The 21,529-nt window shown below is 48.4% G+C and carries 23 protein-coding genes, 1 tRNA gene and 1 pseudogene; 6 read left to right on the top strand and 19 right to left on the bottom strand.

The features are described 5' to 3' along the window. Positions 1–214 precede the first annotated feature (214 nt). The 6 genes and pseudogenes from IE094_RS06655 to serB all read right to left on the bottom strand — a co-directional run. Positions 215–548: pseudogene (locus IE094_RS06655) on the bottom strand (helix-turn-helix domain-containing protein); the annotation flags it as partial. A 62-nt stretch (positions 549–610) separates the two neighbouring features. Further along, the gene (locus IE094_RS15540; protein ID WP_229802120.1) at positions 611–802 is read right to left on the bottom strand and encodes a tyrosine-type recombinase/integrase; all 192 of its coding nucleotides are present in this window, start codon (positions 800–802) and stop codon (positions 611–613) included. Positions 803–972: 170 nt separating this feature from the next. Then, positions 973–1,236 carry a phage integrase central domain-containing protein gene (locus IE094_RS15535; protein WP_229802117.1) on the bottom strand — a complete coding sequence of 88 codons (264 nt, stop codon included), beginning with the start codon at positions 1,234–1,236 and terminating at the stop codon, positions 973–975. Positions 1,237–1,463: 227 nt separating this feature from the next. Continuing rightward, positions 1,464–1,556 (bottom strand) — tRNA-Ser (locus tag IE094_RS06645). A 149-nt stretch (positions 1,557–1,705) separates the two neighbouring features. Beyond that, complete coding sequence (xsc, locus tag IE094_RS06640; protein ID WP_189639795.1) at positions 1,706–3,475, bottom strand: sulfoacetaldehyde acetyltransferase; 1,770 nt, start codon at positions 3,473–3,475, stop codon at positions 1,706–1,708. Positions 3,476–3,596: 121 nt separating this feature from the next. Further along, entirely contained in the window at positions 3,597–4,475 is an 879-nt protein-coding gene (gene serB, locus IE094_RS06635; RefSeq protein ID WP_189639794.1) for a phosphoserine phosphatase SerB, read from the bottom strand. Positions 4,476–4,639: 164 nt separating this feature from the next. On the opposite strand from serB, the gene IE094_RS06630 reads away from it, so the two are divergent. Both IE094_RS06630 and serA read left to right on the top strand, forming a co-directional pair. After that, a complete protein-coding gene (locus IE094_RS06630) occupies positions 4,640–5,800 on the top strand; it encodes a phosphoserine transaminase (protein ID WP_189639793.1) in 1,161 nt (386 codons plus the stop codon). A 56-nt stretch (positions 5,801–5,856) separates the two neighbouring features. Further along, a complete protein-coding gene (gene serA, locus IE094_RS06625) occupies positions 5,857–7,446 on the top strand; it encodes a phosphoglycerate dehydrogenase (RefSeq protein ID WP_189639792.1) in 1,590 nt (529 codons plus the stop codon). 60 nt (positions 7,447–7,506) lie between these two features. Here the strand turns inward: serA and IE094_RS06620 are convergent, their stop codons facing one another. The 6 genes from IE094_RS06620 to dapD form a co-directional block, all read right to left on the bottom strand. Continuing rightward, entirely contained in the window at positions 7,507–8,163 is a 657-nt protein-coding gene (locus IE094_RS06620; protein ID WP_189639791.1) for an HAD hydrolase-like protein, read from the bottom strand. A 24-nt stretch (positions 8,164–8,187) separates the two neighbouring features. Further along, positions 8,188–8,553, bottom strand: coding sequence for a DUF8846 family protein (locus IE094_RS06615; protein ID WP_189639790.1), 366 nt, complete (start codon positions 8,551–8,553; stop codon positions 8,188–8,190). Between the two features lie 39 nt (positions 8,554–8,592). Then, positions 8,593–9,006 carry a thioredoxin family protein gene (locus IE094_RS06610; protein WP_189639789.1) on the bottom strand — a complete coding sequence of 138 codons (414 nt, stop codon included), beginning with the start codon at positions 9,004–9,006 and terminating at the stop codon, positions 8,593–8,595. Positions 9,007–9,024: 18 nt separating this feature from the next. Beyond that, positions 9,025–9,738 (bottom strand): cytochrome c biogenesis CcdA family protein, encoded by a 714-nt coding sequence (locus tag IE094_RS06605; RefSeq protein ID WP_189639788.1) that lies wholly within the window; start codon positions 9,736–9,738, stop codon positions 9,025–9,027. Positions 9,739–9,824: 86 nt separating this feature from the next. Beyond that, a complete protein-coding gene (locus IE094_RS06600; protein ID WP_189639787.1) occupies positions 9,825–10,397 on the bottom strand; it encodes a hypothetical protein in 573 nt (190 codons plus the stop codon). Between the two features lie 5 nt (positions 10,398–10,402). After that, a complete protein-coding gene (gene dapD, locus IE094_RS06595) occupies positions 10,403–11,230 on the bottom strand; it encodes a 2,3,4,5-tetrahydropyridine-2,6-dicarboxylate N-succinyltransferase (RefSeq protein WP_189639786.1) in 828 nt (275 codons plus the stop codon). Positions 11,231–11,352: 122 nt separating this feature from the next. On the opposite strand from dapD, the gene IE094_RS06590 reads away from it, so the two are divergent. Further along, positions 11,353–12,165 (top strand): LOG family protein, encoded by an 813-nt coding sequence (locus IE094_RS06590; protein WP_189639785.1) that lies wholly within the window; start codon positions 11,353–11,355, stop codon positions 12,163–12,165. On the opposite strand, the gene IE094_RS06585 is transcribed toward IE094_RS06590, so the two are convergent. The 4 genes from IE094_RS06585 to IE094_RS06570 all read right to left on the bottom strand — a co-directional run bounded on the left by IE094_RS06585 (position 12,162) and on the right by IE094_RS06570 (position 15,831). Further along, a complete protein-coding gene (locus tag IE094_RS06585) occupies positions 12,162–13,034 on the bottom strand; it encodes an esterase-like activity of phytase family protein (RefSeq protein WP_189639784.1) in 873 nt (290 codons plus the stop codon). The genes IE094_RS06590 and IE094_RS06585 overlap by 4 nt on opposite strands. Then, positions 13,031–13,918 carry a penicillin-insensitive murein endopeptidase gene (mepA, locus tag IE094_RS06580; protein WP_373295858.1) on the bottom strand — a complete coding sequence of 296 codons (888 nt, stop codon included), beginning with the start codon at positions 13,916–13,918 and terminating at the stop codon, positions 13,031–13,033. Before mepA ends, IE094_RS06585 begins: the two co-directional genes overlap by 4 nt. A 10-nt stretch (positions 13,919–13,928) precedes the next feature. Next, positions 13,929–15,251 (bottom strand): MFS transporter, encoded by a 1,323-nt coding sequence (locus IE094_RS06575; protein WP_189639782.1) that lies wholly within the window; start codon positions 15,249–15,251, stop codon positions 13,929–13,931. A 79-nt stretch (positions 15,252–15,330) separates the two neighbouring features. Continuing rightward, positions 15,331–15,831: an acyl-CoA thioesterase gene (locus tag IE094_RS06570; protein WP_308429203.1), complete on the bottom strand. Its 501-nt coding sequence runs from the start codon at positions 15,829–15,831 to the stop codon at positions 15,331–15,333. Positions 15,832–15,992: 161 nt separating this feature from the next. Here IE094_RS06570 and IE094_RS06565 point away from each other — a divergent pair, with 161 nt between their 5' ends. Next, positions 15,993–16,271 carry a YggT family protein gene (locus tag IE094_RS06565; protein ID WP_189639780.1) on the top strand — a complete coding sequence of 93 codons (279 nt, stop codon included), beginning with the start codon at positions 15,993–15,995 and terminating at the stop codon, positions 16,269–16,271. Positions 16,272–16,328: 57 nt separating this feature from the next. Here IE094_RS06565 and msrA read toward each other — a convergent pair whose 3' ends face one another. Then, positions 16,329–16,958, bottom strand: a complete 630-nt coding sequence (gene msrA, locus IE094_RS06560) for a peptide-methionine (S)-S-oxide reductase MsrA (protein WP_229802115.1) — start codon at positions 16,956–16,958, stop codon at positions 16,329–16,331. Between the two features lie 123 nt (positions 16,959–17,081). On the opposite strand from msrA, the gene IE094_RS06555 reads away from it, so the two are divergent. After that, a complete protein-coding gene (locus IE094_RS06555) occupies positions 17,082–17,798 on the top strand; it encodes a sulfotransferase-like domain-containing protein (RefSeq protein WP_189639778.1) in 717 nt (238 codons plus the stop codon). On the opposite strand, the gene IE094_RS06550 is transcribed toward IE094_RS06555, so the two are convergent. Next, positions 17,795–19,018, bottom strand: coding sequence for an argininosuccinate synthase (locus IE094_RS06550; RefSeq protein WP_189639777.1), 1,224 nt, complete (start codon positions 19,016–19,018; stop codon positions 17,795–17,797). The genes IE094_RS06555 and IE094_RS06550 overlap by 4 nt on opposite strands. A 76-nt stretch (positions 19,019–19,094) precedes the next feature. After that, on the bottom strand, positions 19,095–20,171 hold the full coding sequence (locus IE094_RS06545; RefSeq protein ID WP_189639776.1) for a transporter substrate-binding domain-containing protein: 1,077 nt from the start codon (positions 20,169–20,171) through the stop codon (positions 19,095–19,097). Between the two features lie 107 nt (positions 20,172–20,278). Between IE094_RS06545 and ilvA the strand changes: the two genes are divergently transcribed. Continuing rightward, on the top strand, positions 20,279–21,529 hold the full coding sequence (gene ilvA / locus IE094_RS06540) for a threonine ammonia-lyase IlvA (protein ID WP_189639775.1): 1,251 nt from the start codon (positions 20,279–20,281) through the stop codon (positions 21,527–21,529).

Here is a 21,529-nt window from a genome sequence, read left to right as displayed (position 1 = left end):
GACATTCACGTAAAATTTTCTATTTATTATGACAAATTTGTTTGTCGTGGCGGCCAGATGAATTTAACCCACTCTCCAGCGTTTAAAAATCGGCTCATTAACGCAAGGGCAGGCAGCAAGCCTTTCTGGCACCAAATTTCGCACCCCAAAAATCGAACTGAGCAGTCCAACAAACGGCGTTTTAATACCCGCTTCTCGGTGACTAAACTAATCCCCGAGAAGCCAGTGGACAAACACCTACGTTGGATATTTGTATTTCGTGATAGCGCGCCATATATCAAGAAATTCTGATCGGGCCGAGGTGATATTTCTTACGGGGATAAACTACCTTTTCCTCGATCTCGGGGGGGCCTGTTGGAAGGCCATTTCGGGATTGGGGGTTTGTCAATCAGGCCAGATTCACCGTGTTCGAGATAGGCTGCTCACCAGCGATAAAAGCTCGCGCGACCAATGCCGAAATAACGACAAGTTTTAACGACAGACCCAATTTCGGCGGCGCAATTCAAAATACGAAGTTTACGGCGAATTGCCCGTTGATCATCATTCATAAGAAACATCCTCTCTCTTCAATATGAAGATTACAGAAATTGTCTCGCGAGTACGCTAATACCTACAGTTCGTTTGATAGCGGCTGGTTTCGTTTTTGTCCCTCAAACACATATTCCGATTGCATGGCTTGTAACAATTCAATGATTTTCAGCATTTCATCTGTGAGCGGAACGCGGTGCTCTTCGCCTGTTTTTATCCGTTCAGCGGGGCAAGACCAAAGCTTTGCATCAAAATCAATCTCTGCCCAGCGCATCCCCAAGACCTCTGACGTGCGTGATCCTGTCAGGCAGGTAAACACATCAACGCTTTGGCCGCCATAGCGCTGCGAACACTAAGGCCAGCATAGAACGCGGGTACCTCCTGCCATGCCATTGCCTTGTGGTGTTTGGGCTTGGCTTTCACCTTGGGCAAGACTTGTGCTTCTTAGATCGCCGTTATCGGATTTTCACCATCGCGGAACCCTTTGGATTTTGCCACATCCAAAACAACTTTCATGCGTTGCGATAAACGTTTCGCGGTTTCGTGTTTTTCCGTCCAGATTGGTGAGAGGCACATCAAGACCTCTGGCTGCCCAATACTATCAACAGGCATACGCCCGATCTTGGGGAAAGCGTTATCTCGCAAGGTGTTAATCCAATGCTGCCCGTGTTTGGGGTTTTTCCATGTTGGCAAGCGATCAATATGCACCTGTTGTGCAATCTCAGCAAAAGTTGGAATTTCGCGTTTAGCATTAAACCGAGGATTTAACCCCTGTTTCGCCATTTAAAAAAATACTACACTTGATACCACCCAAGGAAAGAATATGAGCACAACTGAACAAAATCCAGCAAAAAGACAAATTGGAATAATAGCTATATTTTTAAGGACTAAAAGCCACCCAAAGCAATGTTTCAAAACTGATGAAAAAGGCATGGTGGCGGAGACGAAGGGATTCGAACCCTCGAGACAGCTACAAACCGCCTACTCCCTTAGCAGGGGAGCGCCTTCGACCACTCGGCCACGTCTCCGCTGGTGGGTTTATCGGCCTGTGTGTTGGAAAACAAGGGTAAAATCGATGGTATTCGAAAAACTTTGCCGCCGATAAAACCCTAGAAATTCAACAAAAAACGGCGCCAGTATTACCAGCACCGTTCCTAACATTTAAACAGTGATTGAATTATTTTTGCGGGCGCATATCCGCAGCATCGATGCCCGCCACAACGACCGGTGCTTTCATCGCGTCACGACGGAATGGCTCGCCGAGTTCTTTGTTCAGCAGGATCTCGATAAACGTGGTTTTACCCGCTTTTTGATCTTTGACCGCTTGCGCAAGTTTATCCGTCAAATCATCCATTGATGTTGCCTGAACCCCAATCAGCCCGCAGGCTTGTGCGATTGCAGCGTAAGACACGCTTTCGTCCAACTCCGTACCAACGAAGTTATCTGCATACCACAGTGTCGTGTTGCGTTTTTCAGCGCCCCATTGATAATTGCGGAAGATGACCATGGTGATTGCAGGCCAATCACCACGACCAACGGCCGTCATTTCATTCATCGAAATACCAAATGCGCCGTCACCCGCGAAACCAACAACGGGTGTATCTGGGCAAGCGATTTTCGCGCCAGCGATTGCTGGAAAGCCGTAACCACATGGGCCAAACAAACCGGGGGCCAGATATTTGCGCCCCTCTTCGAATGACGGATAGGCATTACCGATCGCACAGTTATTGCCGATGTCGGACGAAATGATCGCATCCTTTGGCAGTGCTTTTTGGATCGCACGCCAAGCCATACGCGGGGACATGTGATCGGGTTTATCAGAGCGCGCGCGCTCGTTCCATGTGGTGCCTGGATCGTCGTCTTCGTGATCCATCGATGTTAGCTCTTGTGCCCACGCGGATTTCGTTTTTGCAATTGTTGCTTTGCGCTCATCGCGCCCTGCATCACCTGCATCATCCGAAAGCTGTGCCAAAATCTCTTGGGCAACTTTTTTCGCATCTCCAACGATACCAACTGTGACGGGTTTGGTCAGGCCAATGCGATCAGGATTCAAATCAACCTGAATGATTTTTGCCTTTGTCGGCCAATAGTCAATGCCATACCCAGGCAGCGTTGAAAACGGGTTCAAACGTGTACCCAGCGCCAAAACAACATCAGCCTGTGAAATCAATTCCATGCCTGCCTTGGAACCATTGTATCCCAATGGCCCTGCGAACAATGGATGTGAACCAGGAAATGCATCATTGTGTTGATAACCACAGCAGACAGGCGCATCGAGACGTTCCGCCAATGCGATACTGTCAGGGATTGCACCCGCCAAAACAACGCCCGCCCCATTTAGGATCACAGGGTTTTTTGCACCAGACAATAATTTAGCAGCCTCGGCCACAGCATCCGCACCACCAGATGGGCGTTCGAATTCAACAATCGCAGGCAGATCAATATCGATAACTTGGGTCCAGTAATCACGTGGCACATTAATTTGCGCAGGTGCGGACGCGCGTTTCGCTTGCAGGATCACGCGGTTCAATACCTCTGCAATACGTGTTGGATCGCGGACTTCTTCTTGATAGGCAACCATGTCTTCGAACAGTTTCATTTGTTCGACCTCTTGAAAACCACCCTGTCCGATTGTTTTATTCGCTGCTTGTGGTGTCACCAACAACAATGGCGTGTGATTCCAATACGCAGTTTTAACAGGTGTCACGAAATTGGTGATGCCTGGGCCGTTCTGCGCCACCATCATCGACATTTTGCCAGATGCACGCGTGTAGCCATCCGCCATCATGCCGCCATTACATTCATGTGCGACATCCCAAAATTTAATTCCCGCCTTGGGAAACAAATCCGAAATCGGCATCATCGCCGAACCAATAATCCCAAAAGCATTATCGATGCCGTGCATTTGCAGAACTTTAACAAAGGCTTCTTCTGTGGTCATTTTCATGTGGCGACTCCCTTTGGCCATGAATAGCGTTGCGCATAGATAATCGCGCAGATGGCACGGCGTCTAGCGTCACGTGCATCGTTCCAATTTGTCGAAACCAGATTTTGGAAAAGTGAACGGATTATTCTGCGAACATCGCGCGTGAATACCCTTGGACATACAATAACCCAGTCAGATCCGCGAAATTCAGGCGCGTATTACATTGCGCAGCAACGGCAGGTTTTGCATGAAGCGCCACACCGCGCCCCGCCAATTTCAACATACCCAAATCATTGGCACCGTCACCCACGGCGATCACATCATCTGGGGTTAATCCAAGGCGTTTGGTGATATCATTTAACGCATCAACCTTTGCCTCGCGCCCCAAAATTGGCATCCCCGTTTCACCCGTCAGCTTGCCATCCTTTTGGATCAGCGTATTCGCGCGGTTTTCATCAAAGCCCAGTTTTTCGGCAACCGCTGATGTGAAATCGGTAAACCCACCAGATACCAACGCGGCGTAGCCACCATTGGCACGCATGGTTGCAAGCAATTCACGCCCACCTGATGTGAATGTAATGCGCTCTGCTAATACTTGTTGAATGACATCTGCATCCAACCCTTTCAACAGACCTACGCGTTCACGCAACGCATCTTCGAAATCCAATTCGCCGTTCATTGCGCGGGCGGTTATTTCAACCACACGTTCACCCACCCCCGCCATATCGGCGAGTTCATCGATGCATTCTTGTTCGATCATGGTGCTGTCCATATCGGCCAACAAAACCTTTTTGCGCCGTCCCGTTGCGGGTTGGATCACCAAATCGGCGCGATTGCTCTGCGCCAGTTCCCATGCATCCTCAAAATCATCTGGCTCTGTTGCTAATGGAATGTCTGCAGCGATGCCCCCTGCCAACCATTCAAAATGTTCACCTCCTAACGCATGTGCGATATCTGCGGCGATTCCGCCAGAAAGATGTTTATCATCGGGATGAGCGATCAGCGTGGCAACAAACGTCATTTAATTTCCTATCGTAAACATGATGCACAGATTTCAGCATCGTTATGCGGAATTTTCAGCAAAACGCCAGAGTTGATGATTGCATAGCGGCAGCTTTCTCCATATTTCCGACAGTGGGACACCCTTCCCCAACGAAGGGCATTTTATCTGTAAGGATACACATAATGACAAATACGAAACCGGACACCCGTCCGAACAATCCCCAATTTTCTTCTGGCCCGTGCACCAAACCGTCCACTTGGACGTTGGATGCGTTGTCTGATGCGGCACTTGGCCGATCACACCGCGCCGCCGTTGGCAAAGATAAATTGCTGGCCGCCATCGAAACCACACGCGATGTGTTAAACATTCCAGCCGATTATAAAATCGGTATCGTTCCTGCATCTGATACAGGTGCGGTTGAAATGGCGATGTGGAACCTTTTGGGTGCGCGCGGTGTTGATATGCTTTCATGGGAAAGCTTTGGTTCTGGTTGGGTTACAGATGTTGTAAAACAGCTTAAACTCGACAATGTGAACCATCTGCATGCGGATTACGGTCAACTTCCCGATTTAAACACCATCAATTTTAACAATGACGTTGTATTCACATGGAACGGCACAACATCAGGTGTGCGTGTGCCAAATGGTGATTTCATACCAGCCGATCGTGCAGGTCTTACGATTTGCGATGCAACCTCCGCTGCATTCGCCCAAGATTTGCCTTGGGATAAGTTGGATGTAACAACATTCAGCTGGCAAAAGGTTTTGGGCGGCGAAGCGGCGCATGGAATGATTATCCTGTCACCACGCGCGGTTGAACGTCTGGAAACATATGCGCCCGCTTGGCCATTGCCAAAAATTTTCCGCCTGACCAAAGCCGGTAAATTGATCGATGGTATTTTCAAAGGTGCCACTATCAACACGCCATCAATGCTGGCGGTAGAGGATTATTTATTCGCACTTGATTGGGCAAAATCCGTTGGTGGTAACGCTGGCCTGATCAAGCGAGCAGATGCGAATTTGCAAGTGCTTGCCGATTTCGTCGCCAAAAATGATTGGATCGGTTTTCTGGCAGATGATGCAGACACGGTTTCAAACACGTCTGTTTGTTTGAAAATCACCGATCCACGCGTTGCTGCGTTGGATGCTGATGCACAGGCCGCTTTTGCCAAAGGTTTGGCAAAACTGTTGGAAACCGAAGGTGTTGCATATGACATTGGTTCATACCGCGATGCACCCGCTGGTTTGCGTATTTGGACAGGTGGCACTGTGGAAAATTCCGATCTTGTCGCGCTGACACCTTGGTTGAACTGGGCGTTTGAAACGCAAATCGCAACACTCTAAATTTTTTCGCTGGCCGAATTGGCCAGCTTCCCGACATATTATTAAAGGAGGCTGAAATGCCTAAAGTACTCGTATCTGACAAACTGTCTGAAACTGCCGTTCAAATTTTCCGTGACAATGGAATCGAAGTTGATTTCGAACCAGCACTGGGCAAAGACAAAGACGCATTGCTAGCGCGTATCGGCGAATATGATGGTCTTGCCATTCGTTCCGCAACCAAAGTGACGGATAAACTACTGGCCGCTGCAACGAACCTAAAGGTTATTGGCCGCGCTGGTATTGGTGTCGACAATGTTGATTTGAAGGCAGCATCGCAAAAAGGTGTGATCGTGATGAACACGCCATATGGCAACATGATCACAACCGCAGAACACGCCATCGCAATGATGTTCGCCGTGGCACGTCAAATCCCAGAAGCATCCGCATCGACACATGCCGGTAAATGGGAAAAATCCAAATTCATGGGTGTTGAGCTGACCAATAAAACCTTGGGTCTTGTTGGTGCGGGCAACATTGGTTCGATTGTTGCATCGCGTGCGCTTGGCCTAAAGATGAAAGTCTTGGCATATGACCCGTTCTTGTCAGAAGATCGTGCCAAAGAATTGGGTGTGACCAAGGTTGAACTGGACGAATTGTTGGGCAAGGCTGATTTTATCACGCTACACGTTCCAAAAACCGAACAAACCGCAAATATGATCACAGCAGAAGCCATTGCAAAAATGAAACCAGGTGTGCGCATCATTAACTGTGCCCGTGGTGGTTTGGTTGACGAAGACGCATTGGCAGATGCATTGAAATCTGGCCATGTCGCAGGCGCCGCGTTTGACGTGTTCGCCGTTGAACCCGCAACCGACAGCCCATTGTTCAACCTGCCAAACGTTGTTGTCACGCCGCATTTGGGTGCTGCCACAACAGAGGCACAGGAAAACGTGGCCTTGCAAGTTGCCGAACAGATCAGCGATTATTTGAACAATGGCGCAGTGACCAACGCGATCAACATGCCATCCATTACAGCGGAAGAGGCACCAATCTTGGGCCCATTCGTGAAATTGGCAAGCCACCTTGGTGCATTCGTTGGCCAAATGACAAGGGATCCGATTGAATCCATCAACATCACATATGATGGTAAAGTTGCAGAGATGAACACCAAGGCGCTTGGCTCTGCTGCAATCGCCGGTGTGATGAGCGCGCAAAACCCAGATGTGAACATGGTGTCTGCACCCGTGATCGCCGCCGATCGTGGTATCAAGGTTTCATCAACAACCCAAGAAAAATCAGGTGTTTTTGACAGCTATATCAAACTGACGGTGAAAACCGCAGATCGCGAACGTTCAATCGCGGGTACAGTATTCAGCGATGGAAAACCACGTTTCATTCAGATCAAAGGCATCAATATCGACGCCGAGGTCGGATCGCACATGTTGTACACCACCAACAAAGACGTCCCAGGCATCATCGGTACATTGGGGCAAACCATGGGTGAAAACGGCGTGAACATCGCGAATTTCACGCTTGGCCGTTCAAACGTCGGTGCGGACGCAATAGCGCTGCTTTATCTTGACGATGCACCAAATGACACAGCACTGGCCAAGTTGAAAGCGACGGGATTGTTCCAATCCATTAGCCCGCTAAAATTCGATATCTAAAACTACTTCAAAAAAAGGCAGCCGCATTGGCTGCCTTTTCATTTTCAGTGGTCGAATAAATTATTCAGAAACGCCCATCAGCTCAAACGCGATTTCGGGAATTTCTTCTGGGTGGCCTGCCAACATATCGGCCTCTGCCATATGTAATTCACCCTCTTCACTATATCCCCACAACGCGCCAATCACGGGGATGTCGTTGTTTTTTGCGCCAAACACATCGTGACGACGATCGCCAACCATAACGCAACGCGAAGGGTCTGCACCTGTTTCATCCAGCGCATATTGCAACAATTGGGTTTTATCAGACATGCTGCCGTCCAGCTCTGATCCAAACAAACGTCCGATATGTGCATGAATGCCAAAATGTTCGATGATTTCTTGGGCAAAAACATGTGGTTTGGACGTGGCCATATGAATGGTCACATCAACGCGGTGCAGCGCATCAAACATTTCGCCGATCCCATCATAAGGTTCCGCATCATACATGCCATCGGCGGTATATTTTTCGCGGTACAATTCCATCGCATGACCCACATTGCCACCGTCACCCAACAGTAAATGAAAACTTTCGTGCAGGGGTGGCCCGATGCACCATTCCAATTCATCCGCTGATGGAACCTCTGCGCCGACTTCGGCCAGGGCGTATCGAATGGAACTGGTGATCCCAACCTTGGGATCAATCAGCGTACCATCCAAATCAAAGAACATTGTAAACATGTGATTTCCTCTGCCCGCAGGCGATCAATGGGTAACGGTGTCCATGGATTGACCCTCGAAAAATGGGGTCAGTTGATAAACAACAACGGAATTTTGATCCAAGGCTTGTTGCATCAATGCGCGTTCTTCGTCGTTAATATCGTGCCCCATTTCAAGACGTTCATCCAATGTGCCGTACCCCGTCACATCAAGCGGTGCCAGATCGGCCTGTTTCAACACGGCCACGGTTTCACGCACGGCCTCTGCCTCGTCCACACCAGAGGCAAAGCACATCAACGCACCCCCTGTTGCGCCCTTGGGCAGGCCATCGTTTTCGTTGCGCCCAACTTCGACCAGCAGGGTGAAAACCAGTTGGGGGCGTTTTGCTTTTTTGGGTTTTGAATCTGTCATATGGCTCGGTATAGCCAAGCATTCAAACAGTGTGAAGTGCTATGATGTTGCAGCGTTCAGCCCTGCATCCAGCAATGCCTTGATCATGCGATGCGATGCGGCGGCCACAACGCGGCCAAGTTCATCGTCGCCTTTTAATACGATCAGGGTTGAACGGCGGGGAATACCGCGATCCGTGGACACTGGCGCATTACCAAATTGATCATAATCCACACGAACAAATGTGATATGTTTATCATAATCTGGATTTTCACCGCGAAGGCGTTCGATCATGCGTTCTTGGGCGGCACAGGTTGAACACCAGTCGGTCGCATAATCAACAAATACGGTCTTACCATCCGCCAAGGCTTGTTTGATAAACCCATCTTGGTACGCAATAAATTCACTGGCGAAACTCGCCAACGGAAACGCAGTAACTGCGGCAGTCGTCGCAAGAAAATGTCGGCGGTTCATGATAATCCCTTTCGGTGGTTATAAAGCAATTGATAAATCTTGGAGCCAATATGGCAATACGTTAAGCGCCCAGCGCTCAATAATGTGATGAATTTTGAAAAATAGCATCAGACCGACCAGCACAAAAACCGCGCCCAAAATGGGTTTGGATTTTTCCGCCAGTCCGCGTAACGATTGCGCACGTTTGCGCATGATGTTTTGCCCACCAATCCCAATTCCGATGATCAATGTTGAAACGCCCAATGCAAAAAACACCATGATCAGGAATGCCCAAAACAAGCTTTCACCTTGGCTGGCCAATGCAATTGCCCCACCAAGTGTTGGCCCGATGCAGGGTGACCAAACCGCGCCCAGCAACACGCCACCAATAAATTGTCCACGCAAACCTGTGTGCTCAACACCATCAATGGCATGATCTGCACCGCTGGAAACCCCCGCCAATGCACGTTCAAATCGCATATTTAACGCGGGTATAAGGATAATCACCCCAAACAAAACCATCATCATGGCGCCGATCTGTGCCAAACGATCCGGTGTCAATCCAACACTACGCCCAAGTGTTGCAACAAACATGCCAAACCCAACGAATGCCAGCGACATCCCAAGTGCGAGCGCCAGTGGCCCACGTTTGTCCGCACCCAACGCGGTGGCCAAAACGATGGGCAACACGGGTAATACACAGGGGTTAATCAGGGTCAGCAACCCCGCGATATATGCAAATAATAATTCCATATCGCTTAATTACGGCTTGAGCGTGCACGAAACAATGAACGTTTTGCCCCGCTAAAATCACTTGCGCGTCAGAGATGTTTCAAATTCTAGCGCATGCGCTGGACAGTCGGGGTTGGGTCGGACTGTTTTTTATTCCTGCTTGGTGTTTTCTTGACCGAAACTCGGAGCGCAGTTTTTCCGGCTTTATCATCAAGAACTGTGCGTTTTTCAGGTTGAGTTGAAACCTTGATCGTTGTTCTGGGCTTTTTGGCTGCACGATTTGTGCGGTGTTCACGCTGTAATTTCGCCAACGCTTGATTGGTTTCGCGATTTTCACGTGATGAAAAAAACCACGTTAGGAAAAACATAACTGGTAATATCGGTGTAAATAGCGCGAAAAAGAATGGGGCAAAAACCCCCTTGGTGCGATATTGTTTTGTCACCGTGGTTAACACCATCCACAATGCGACAGGTACGACAAACATCAAACCCATCGACGCTATCGCAACAGCCTCCGATGGTTGTTCGTACCCAACCGCAATCAATGCAATGGGTGCCAACATTATCATCACCAAGATGATGAGGCGTAAAATAAATTCACCAGTCGTAATAACGCCAAATGGCGACATCCATTCAAGGATGCCGCCATTCTTAATTTTTGATTTGTTTGTGTCGCGCATAGATATTAATCGCGCAGCAATTCATTGATGCTGGTCTTTGATCGTGTTTTTGCGTCCACTTTTTTCACAATCACCGCGCAATACAAATGCACGCCACCTTTTGATGGCATAGAGCCCGCAACAACAACGGAACCTGCTGGAACTTCGCCATAGGTGACTTCGCCAGTTTCACGATCAAGGATTTTTGTGGATTGGCCGATGAACACACCCATGCCCAAAACCGAACCTTCGCGAACGATACAACCCTCGACAACCTCGGAACGCGCGCCGATGAAACAATTGTCTTCGATGATGGTTGGGCCTGCTTGCATGGGTTCCAGAACGCCACCAATGCCAACGCCACCTGACAGGTGAACGTTTTTACCGATCTGTGCGCATGATCCAACCGTCGCCCATGTATCAACCATTGTACCGCTGTCCACATATGCGCCCAAGTTTACAAATGATGGCATCAACACCACGCCCGGTGCGATATACGCAGAGCGGCGGACAACGCAATTTGGTACAGCGCGAAAACCAGCGGTCGTAAATTCATCGGCACCCCAGCCTTTGAATTTTGAATCAACCTTGTCCCACCACGCGCCATCCTGTGGTCCACCATTTTGGATTTCCATGTCTTTGACGCGAAAACCAAGCAACACGGCCTTTTTCGCCCATTGGTTCACATGCCATTTGCCGCTGTCTGTTGGTTGGGCAACGCGCAATGAACCGCTGTCTAATGCGTTCAGTGTTTCTTCAATCGCATCACGCGCTTCGCCTTTGGTGGCGGGTGTGATGGTATCGCGAATTTCCCAAGCGGCTTCGAGGGCTGATTCCAATTGTGCGTTAGACATGAGTTTCTCCATTTCAAGTCTGGATAGATGTATCACAGCAACCTATAGTTTGAACATAAGACAGGTGCAACAAAGACCCAGTGTTTTGTGGCTGTCCAGAAATAGTGGTGAGGAATAATCATATGGCGCGTAAACAAGAAGCATTTCCAAATGCTGAAACCGATATTGAAATTACATCAAAAATCGCTGACACGGCGCAAACCCGTGCACCCGCATATCGGTTGGCATTCGCAGATGATGAATTTTTATGTCGCGATGAATTGCGCGGGATGCGGATGCATCTTGAAATGTTGAAACCTGAAATGGTGATGGCAGAACGTGGTATCGAAAGCACCGTTGTGATGTTCGGCGGTGCGCGCATTCCTGACCCCGTCAACAAAAGCAACGCACGCACAGAAACGTTGTCAAACCTGTCGAAATATTATGCCGAGGCGCGCAAATTTGCCCGTCTTGTCACAACCAAAAGCATGGAAAGTTATGGCCATCATGACGTGATTGTCACAGGTGGCGGCCCTGGTGTGATGGAGGCAGGCAATCGCGGCGCAGCAGAGGCAGGCGGATCATCCATCGCGTTGAACATCGTATTGCCATTTGAACAAGCACCGAACGAATATTGCACACCAGAGCTGTGTTTCAATTTCCACTATTTCGCGACACGTAAAATTCACTTTCTTATCCGTGCCAAAGCGATTACCGCATTTCCCGGTGGCTTTGGCACATTCGATGAATTGTTCGAAGCGCTGACATTGATTCAAACAAAACGCATGAAACGCGTTCCGATCTTGTTATTCGGCGAAGAGTTCTGGCGCTCTGTCATCAACTGGGAGGTTTTGGCAGATGCAGGAACCATTGGTGCCGATGATTTGGAACTGTTTCAATTTGTTGAAACCGCAGACCAAGCGATGAAAATTTTGAATGAATGGGACGAAGATTAATTATCTTCTTCGATGACATATTCCACCAACTCTGTGCGTTGAAAAATTTGGAAATTATCGTCGGCAATCATCGTGATGCGGATACGTTGTGCCGCATCACGCCAAACACTGATACCTTCTAGGTTATCATGCACACCAGGTTTAGTTTCAACCAAGGTTTGTTCATCTTCAAATCCGTCTTGGCCAATGCGAAAACTGCGCACGCGCGTTGAAAACCCGCCCAGCCAGGTAAATGCACGTTCCAATAAATAAAACCGCCCATCGGGGCCAACATCTGCACCCACGGCCAAAAATTCGCCGCTGCGTGGCAGTTGTCCAAAAATCGTCCATTCACCATTTTTGAAACGATAAACGGGAAATGGTCTGTCGATCACACCCGATCGTTCAGGCATCGTATAAAGCGCACCTGAATCGTCAATTGCCAGCGCTTCCAACGACGAGTTGTTTTGCATGAATTTAAAATCAGGGTGCGGTGGAATATGCGTTGCACGGCTGTTTAATGTGGCGTGCGCGCGGACACGGTGAAACCCTTCGAAGGAAAAATAGTACACACCATTTTTACCAACCGCCATGCCCTCTGAATTTGAATTGCGCCCTGATACAGGTTTGCCATCAATTTGACGAAGGCGCGAAATAGAACTGACCGTGACAGCGGACAGTCGCTCTGGGCCGCGAATTATATCGCCCGTCATCAAGTATCCGCGATCCGAAACTGATACCAAACCTTTGCCGTCATCGGTCACATAAAGCCCTGACCAACCACCAAATCGTGCGTCGTCCAGATCGAAACCAATCGATGCCACCAAACGCGCGTCTTGCGCGAATGACGGTACCGCCAAGAATAATATCAAAACAATCAGACGTATCATCTGGACGTCAAAACGCCTGAGCATTGCTGGGGTAAATCCGCCATTGTGAAATCACGCGGATGGCGACGTTTAACTGGTTTTTTACCTGTCGGTTTCGCAGGTTTTAACGCATCGGTAACCCACCAGTTCAACGTTTCATCACATCCCGTACCACCCTTTGACAATTGTGAAACCGTCGGGGTTTGCGTTTTACAGTTTGACGATCCTTTCGGGCATTTCAGACGCACATGAAAATGGTAGTGATGCCCCCAGAACGGACGGATTTTCTGTAACCAATCCTTGTTTCCTTTGGCGCGATTGCACATCCAGATTTTGGCGGGCGCGGTCACAAATATACGATCCACCGCTGGATCACTGGCCGCAATTTTCATCACTTCCATATGGCTTGCCCGCCAATTGTTGCTGACACTGCGCTGATTTTTAGATCGCACCGAAATGGAAGACAGGCTTTCACGTTCATTGCGCGACAGGTTCAACCGTTTGGGTGGATACATCCAAATATCCGCATCCAGCCCTAGTTGATGCGATGCATGACCCGATGTCATCGGGCCACCGCGCGGTTGTGATATGTCGCCAATGTACAAACCTTTCCAATCGGATAGTTTCGCAACCTTGGCCGACACCCGTTTCAGATACGCAATCATATCGGGATGCCCCCAATTGCGATTACGGCTAAGTCGCATGGCTTGCCAAGTTGGCCCCGTTTGCGCGAGCTGTTGCGCCCCCGCGACGCAACCATTGGAGTAAAACCCGTGGGATTGAGGGGTTTGATTGGATGCGCTTCGTTTCGCGCCCAGCAATTTATTTGCCTTTGGCTGTGCGACAACTGGTGATGACAAACAAACGCTTAACGCCACAACAATCGTTGATACTATCTCAGCAATTCGCACGAAACTATCCTTCTTTTGACTCTACCCAAAACAGCAAACACAAACCAATCAAGAACAATATCACCACGGGCACCATGCCCAAACGTTGGTTTTGTGTGATATGCGTGACCAAACCAATTGTTGATGGCGCGATAAACGACGTGGCCTTGCCCGCCAGACCATACAAACCAAATGCCTCGGTCATGCGTTCGGGTGACGCTTGATGAACCATCATGTGGCGCGATGATGCCTGAAGCACGCCGCCAAAACCACCCAAAACCGCCCCACAAAACATAAACACTTTGTCAGGTAATGTTGAACCTTCGGCCAATGGAACGCCAAAAAATGAATCGCGGCCAATCGCGATAATCACAGTACACACAGCGATTAGCACCGCAATTGAAAGCGCAATCGTACGTTTTGGCCCGATGCGTTTATCGATAAACCCACCCAGATATGTAAACACCATGGCACCGAAAGCGGCGACAATTCCGAAAATCCCAATTTGAATAATCGACCAGCCTAACACGCCTTCGGCATAGATTCCGCCAAATGCAAATACGCCAACCAATGCATCGCGATAGAACATTGATGATGCCAGATATGCGGATAGGCTAATGTTATTTGGCAGTGTTTTGATGGTTTCCCACAGGCTGCTTAACCCTGCGGCGATGCCACCTGTTACGTTTTGGCGACGCACCCGATCAGGAACCCATATGAAAAACGGGATCATAAATACAGCGTACCACACAGCGGTCAATGGGCCGACCATGCGCGTACCCTGCCGCGTTTCCGTATCCAAACCGAATAACGGCGCGCGGCCAAGTAATGTTTTACCTTCTTCGTTTTCGGCCAACAGCAACAACATAATGACCAGCGAGATAATTCCGCCAGCATATCCCCATGCCCAACCGTTGCCAGAAATACGGCCCAATTCCTCTGCATCACCCATTTCAGGCAACATTGAATTGGCGAATACTTGTGACCACTCCATGCCCAAAACGCCGATCCCAAACAAGATCAGGATCATGGTCACGCTGTCCATATTTGGCATCGCCCACCACAGACCAAAAGAGCCAACAACATACAGAAAAGAAAAGAACAACAGCCATGGACGCCGTGGCCCGATATGATCTGAAATTGCGCCAAGTATCGGCGCACCAAGCGCCAGACAAACCCCAACGATCCCCATCATCAAGCCCCAGAGCGCTTGACCTTGAACAGGATCGCCCACAACTGCACCCGTAAAATAGGGGGCAAAAATAAATGTAATCAACAATGTATTATAGGGCTGTGCGGCCCAATCATACATCATCCAGCCCCAAATTTTCTTTGATTTATCAGTCATTATTTTATTTCTCGCCTGTTTTGGAATAATTGAACATTTTGCCACCCAGCAAGCAAGAAAAAACGCGCCATAGTGACGTTTAGTATTCTGGCGGCCAGATGCGTGTACCCTCTGCTTCAATCCAATTTTGAACCCAGTCAGGCAGTGTTGGGTTCCAATCAGATCGATCATAATAGTCAGCCAATTTTTGCGTTGGAACGATCCCGTTCTTATCCGTCAATGCACTGCGATAAAGAGCAGACGATGTCGCCTCGCCGTTCCGCCACATGCTTTGCTGTAGATAGATGAACCGTTCATCGCGACCAATCACGCGAGTGCGCATTTCATATCGCTGAAACATATGAACGCGGCGGCGATACCGAATGCTGGTGCCAGCAATGGCAAGCGCCCATTTGTTTTCACGCAACGCTTTGATCAATCCTGTGCGTTTGGCAAATGGAAGGCGTCCTAAATCATACAGGCTGAGCGTGATGCCATTATTCATCTCCATCCAAATATCCAAATCCCAAGGCCAACAAATATGTTGGCTGACGTGCACATCATCAATGGCGAGCGGTTTTTGAAAACTTGCCACAGCCATTACTTTGGCAAAGCGGATAAAAGGATACATTTCGAGCCTCAGTTTTTTAGTTTTATCGAACACCAAAATGTAATCATCAAGGTGAACGTAGGGTCATACGCACACCTTGTAGGATTTGAAAAGAGCGATTAGGTATAAGCAAACACGAAAAGGTAAAAATAATGGACTCCCTTCGCCAAATTTTGTTGATGGCACTCGACATCGCTTATTTCATTGTGATCGCGCATGTAATCATGAGCTTTCTAATCAACTTTCAGGTTTTGAATTTACGTCAACCGATTGTTGCGCAAATTTGGTATGGTTTAAACCGCCTGTTGGAACCCATCTATGCACCGATCAGACGGTTCTTACCCCCGATGGGCGGTATTGATTTTACGCCAATCGTTTTGTTTTTCGCGATCCAAGCGTTGCGCATCGTGGTTTCAAATAACGTGTATTAAAAACAAAAAGCCTGCGCGAACGCAGGCTTTCGTCTGTTTAGGTTAGATAGGGGAAACCTAACCGCCAACAAATGCAGCATCCGCACCCCAAAGCTGTTTCACACGTTCATCGCGCCCACAGCCCTTACGATATTTTTTATATGCCGATGCTTTAGTAATACGTCCAAAGCGGGTCAAAACCTTGCTTGATTGTTTATAATAATCTTGGTGGTAATCTTCTGCGTCATAAAATTTTGATGCGTTACGCACCGGCGTTACAACCTTTTTAGAAAGCTTTCCCGATGCATTGATTTCCGCGATTGCCTTTTCCGCAATCGCACGTTCGGATGCCCCGTTCGCAAAAATGGCTGTTGTATAACTATTGCCGCGATCACAAAATTGACCACCGGCATCGGTTGGATCAACGGATCGGAAAAATTTATCGACCAATGTTTCATAACTGACTACACTTGGGTCATAGAAAATTTGAACCGCTTCCAAATGCGTTCCGATGGTTTTATATGTCGGGTTGGCGTTTTTACCGCCGGTGTAACCAGACACAACTTCTTTCACGCCCTTAAGCGATTCAAAATCGGATTCAACGCACCAAAAACACCCACCTGCAAATACTGCGGTCTTGGTGTCAGCAGCGTATGCGCCAATTGTTGATGCGGCAAAAACCACAGCGGTTAACAAAAGTTTTTTCATAATTTCTCCCCTTTTCATACAACCTTTCAACGACGAATGAACATCACTTGCAATTAACAATGAAGTGAGGAAATGTAGTATTTGGACGGCGCAGATCGTCAATTTGATCTAAGGGAAATCAACATGCGTATTGCGATGTGGTCCGGGCCACGAAATCTTTCGACCGCAATGTTATATTCGTTTGGCGCACGCTCGGATTGCGCAGTGTGGGATGAACCATATTACGGTGCCTATCTGCACGAAACCGGATTAGAGCACCCGATGGGCGAAGAAATCATGGCACATTGGCCACGCGATCCCAATGAAATATCCGCGCGCTGTTTGGGTGAAATACCCGATCAAAAATCAGTCTTTTATCAAAAACACATGTGCCACCACATGATTCCAAAATTTGATCGCGATTGGATTTCGAACATGACCAATGTGTTTCTCATCCGCCATCCAGCGCGTGTTTTGGCGAGTTATGCGGCGAAACGCGAAAACCCGAATTTGGATGACATTGGGTTTCGTCAACAAGGCGAACTATTCGATCAATTGCACAATACACAAAACGCACCGCCAGTCGTGATCGACAGTTATGACATCCGCGAAAATCCCGAAAAAATGTTGCGCAAATTATGCACGGCGATTGGCCTAAAATTCGAAACCGCGATGTTGTCATGGCCAAAAGGTGGGCACAAAGACGACGGACCATGGGCACCGCATTGGTATCCAGCCGTCCATAATTCCACGGGTTTTGCAGGGGTCGAAGGACCATTGCCATCCCTTGATGGTGAATTGGCAATGGTTTGCGAACAGGCCATGCCTCACTATCAGGACATGGCGGCGTTCAAAATTTAGCTTTTACGTTTGTTGCGCATTGCCAACAAACGCAAACGAAGCGCGTTGATTTTGATGAAACCGGCAGCGTCTTTTTGATCATACGCACCTTGGTCGTCTTCGAATGTTACGTGCTCTTCTGAATACAGGCTGTCATCTGACCAACGACCAACGGTGGTAACGGCGCCCTTGTACAGTTTCACACGCACGGTGCCATTTACGAATTTTTGGCTCTCATCAATCAGTGCTTGCAACATTTCACGTTCTGGGCTGTACCAAAAACCGTTGTAAATCAGCTCGGCGTATTTTGGCATGATTTCATCTTTTAGATGTGCCGCGCCACGATCAAGCGTGATGCTTTCAATCCCGCGATGCGCTTCCAGCATAATCGTACCACCCGGTGTTTCATAAATACCGCGCGATTTCATACCAACAAAACGGCCCTCAACCAGATCCAAACGACCAACACCATGTTTGCCGCCCAGCTCGTTCAATGCAGTCAGCATTTCGGCAGGTGTCAAATCTTTGCCATTCAATGCCACGGGGTCGCCCTTGGCATATGTGATTTCAACGAACTCTGGTGTTTCTGGTGCGTCTTCTGGGTGCACCGTACGTTGGTACACGTAATCGGGTGCTTCGACGGCTGGGTCTTCTAATACTTTGCCCTCTGATGATGTGTGCAACAGGTTGGCGTCAACGGAAAATGGTGCTTCGCCGCGTTTGTCTTTGGCGATTGGAATTTGATTTTCCTCGGCAAATGCCAACAATTTTGTACGCGATGACAAATCCCATTCACGCCACGGTGCGATCACCTTGATATCTGGGTTCAACGCATAAGCGGACAATTCAAAACGCACCTGATCGTTGCCTTTGCCTGTGGCACCATGTGCCACCGCATCCGCACCACATTCCGCAGCAATTTCGACAAGACGTTTTGAAATCAATGGGCGCGCAATGGATGTGCCCAACAAATACAGCCCTTCGTAAACCGCATTGGCGCGGAACATTGGAAATACGAAATCACGCACAAATTCTTCGCGCACATCTTCGATATGGATGTTTTCTGGTTTGATCCCCAAAAGCTCTGCTTTTTTGCGCGCTGGTTCCAGTTCTTCGCCTTGCCCCAAATCGGCAGTAAAGGTCACAACCTCGCAGCCATATTCGGTTTGCAGCCATTTCAAAATGATGGATGTGTCAAGACCGCCAGAATAGGCAAGAACAACTTTTTTGGGTGCAGACATAACGAAACGCTCCGAAAGATTAGGGATTCTATTTCTGGCGGTTTATTGCGTTTCGATGCGATGGGCAAGCCGTGCGTTATTGATATTCCGCACCAAACCAATTGCGCACCAATGCCCCGTAAGCACCTGTCTCTTTTAAGCGCAAGATTTCTTGATTAACCCGTTCGGTTTGCGATGATCGTTGCGGAAAAGCAAAACCATATTTTTCAGGATTAAATACGTTACCCTGTGTCTGGAAAACGCCATTTCCCTGCGTATTCGCGTAATAGGCCAAAATTGGTGCATCATGAACCAACGCGTCAACTTTGCCTTCTTGCAACGCATCAAACATTTCGTCCAGTGACACAAATGTTTCATGATTGATCGCTTGATTGGTCAAGAAGCGCGAAGATGTGGATGCCTGTGTTGTTCCCACGCGTTTATCACGTATATCGTTTATGCCAGAAATTTGTGTCCGCAATCCCTCCACCGTAAGTGATGCCGTGATTTGGGCAACAAACGCGGACACGACAAACAAACCAGCAAGAATCAACGCATAAGATATGCCGCGGCCAATTTTGGAATGTGGCGTGAAAATTGTAAAACTTGCATTGGTTACAACGCTTACTGCCCACCAGATGCCTTCGCGCCAAGTGTCCAGTTTATCGCGACCCTTGAAATGTTCGTGTCCACGTTCCGCGATCGCAATCAATAGCCCGGCAAACAAGAAAAGCAAAATCGCTCCAACCAACCATATCCACAATTCTGGGTTCATAAATGCGGTCAATACTGATGGCGTTTGATCTGACTTTGCCAATACCAACAATCCAGAATCAAAAATAGGCCGTGAAAAATCCATCACTTCTTCGCGTGCAGCGGTCACCGAAATATTTGCAGCAGCAAGATCAACCTTGGCTTCTTCGACCATTTGGAGCATCTCTGAAAACGATGTGGTTTCGATAATTTCTGTTTTTGCACCCAAATTTTCCGCAATTTGTTGCCAAAGCTGTATCGAAAACCCAGTCCATTCGCCATTTTCTTTGTACGCAAATGGTTTGCGCTCTACGGTCGCGACTTTAAGGTTTAATTCTGGCTGTGCATGAAGTGGTACGAGTGAAATCACCAACCACAAAACAACACAGACGGCACTCTGTGCACATCGCAAAAACCACATAAAGACACTCCCCAGCTCTTTTCTTGGTCGCTCTTTTACATTTCAATGTCAGACAAATAAAGCCAAATAACGCTTGCAATCGTTTGACGTTTGGGAAAAGCAGAGACATGGACGATTTTTGCAAAGCCGCAGAACAGGCCACGCTTGCGATGCGCGCTCTGTTTCCGCAAACCCCGCTTCAAAACAATGCGTATTTATCGCATAAATTTGGCGCGGAAATATTTCTTAAGCGCGAAGACCTATCCCCTGTGCGAAGCTATAAAATTCGCGGTGCAATGAACGCGATGCGCAAGGCTCTGGCCGCAGATTCCAACAAGAAATTATTTGCATGCGCATCTGCAGGAAATCATGCACAGGGTGTCGCATTCGCGTGTAAACATTTTGGTGTTCAGGGTAAAATTTTTATGCCCGTCACAACACCCAAACAAAAGATTTTGAAAACCAAAGTATTCGGCGGTGACGCAATCGAAGTCATACTAGAAGGCGATTATTTTGATGAAACCTTGGTCGCGGCGCAAAACTTTGCCACGCAATCAGGTGCCAAGTTTTTGCCGCCCTATGACGATGTAGATGTTATCGAGGGCCAAGCATCCGTTGGTGTTGAACTGTTGGAACAATTGGGTCGGATCCCGCCCGACATCATCATCACACCTGTGGGCGGTGGCGGTTTGTCGTCGGCATTGGTGAAATATTTTTCCGAACTCAACGCAAAAACTGAATTTTGGTTCGCAGAACCCAATGGCGGTCGCAGCTTGCACGCCGCCCTTGAGGCGGGAAAATTAGTAACACTTGATCGCGTCAATAATTTTGTTGATGGCGCAGCAGTGGCACGCATAGGTGACGCCAATTTTCAACTGTTGCGGCATATCGATTCCGCGCATGTCATTGGCATTCCCGAGGATCGTATTTGCACAAGCATCATTGAATTGCTGAATATCGAAGGCATCGTGCTGGAACCAGCCGGTGCGATGGCGATTGATGCGCTGAAGGATCTAACAACTCAAATCAAAGGCAAGCGCGTGGTTTGCATTGCCTCTGGTGGGAATTTCGATTTCGAACGCTTGCCAGATGTCAAAGAACGCGCACTTCGGTTTGAAGGATTGAAAAAATATTTTATTTTGCGCATGCCCCAACGCCCAGGTGCGCTTAAGGATTTTTTGTCATTGCTTGGGCCCGATGACGACATTGCCCGTTTCGAATATCTTAAAAAATCTGCGCGCAACTTTGGATCCGTTTTATTGGGAATCGAAACGCGTTCCAGCGACGGTTTCGATGCACTCACCAAACGCATGGGCGACGCTGGTTTTACATACCAAGACATCACAGACGATGAAATATTAGCGCAATTTTTGATCTGA

Source organism: Paramylibacter ulvae (assembly GCF_014652655.1).
Lineage (GTDB): Bacteria > Pseudomonadota > Alphaproteobacteria > Rhodobacterales > Rhodobacteraceae > Amylibacter > Amylibacter ulvae.
The sequence above is the reverse complement of the archived record's forward strand: the minus strand, read 5'-3'. Positions and strand labels throughout refer to the sequence as shown.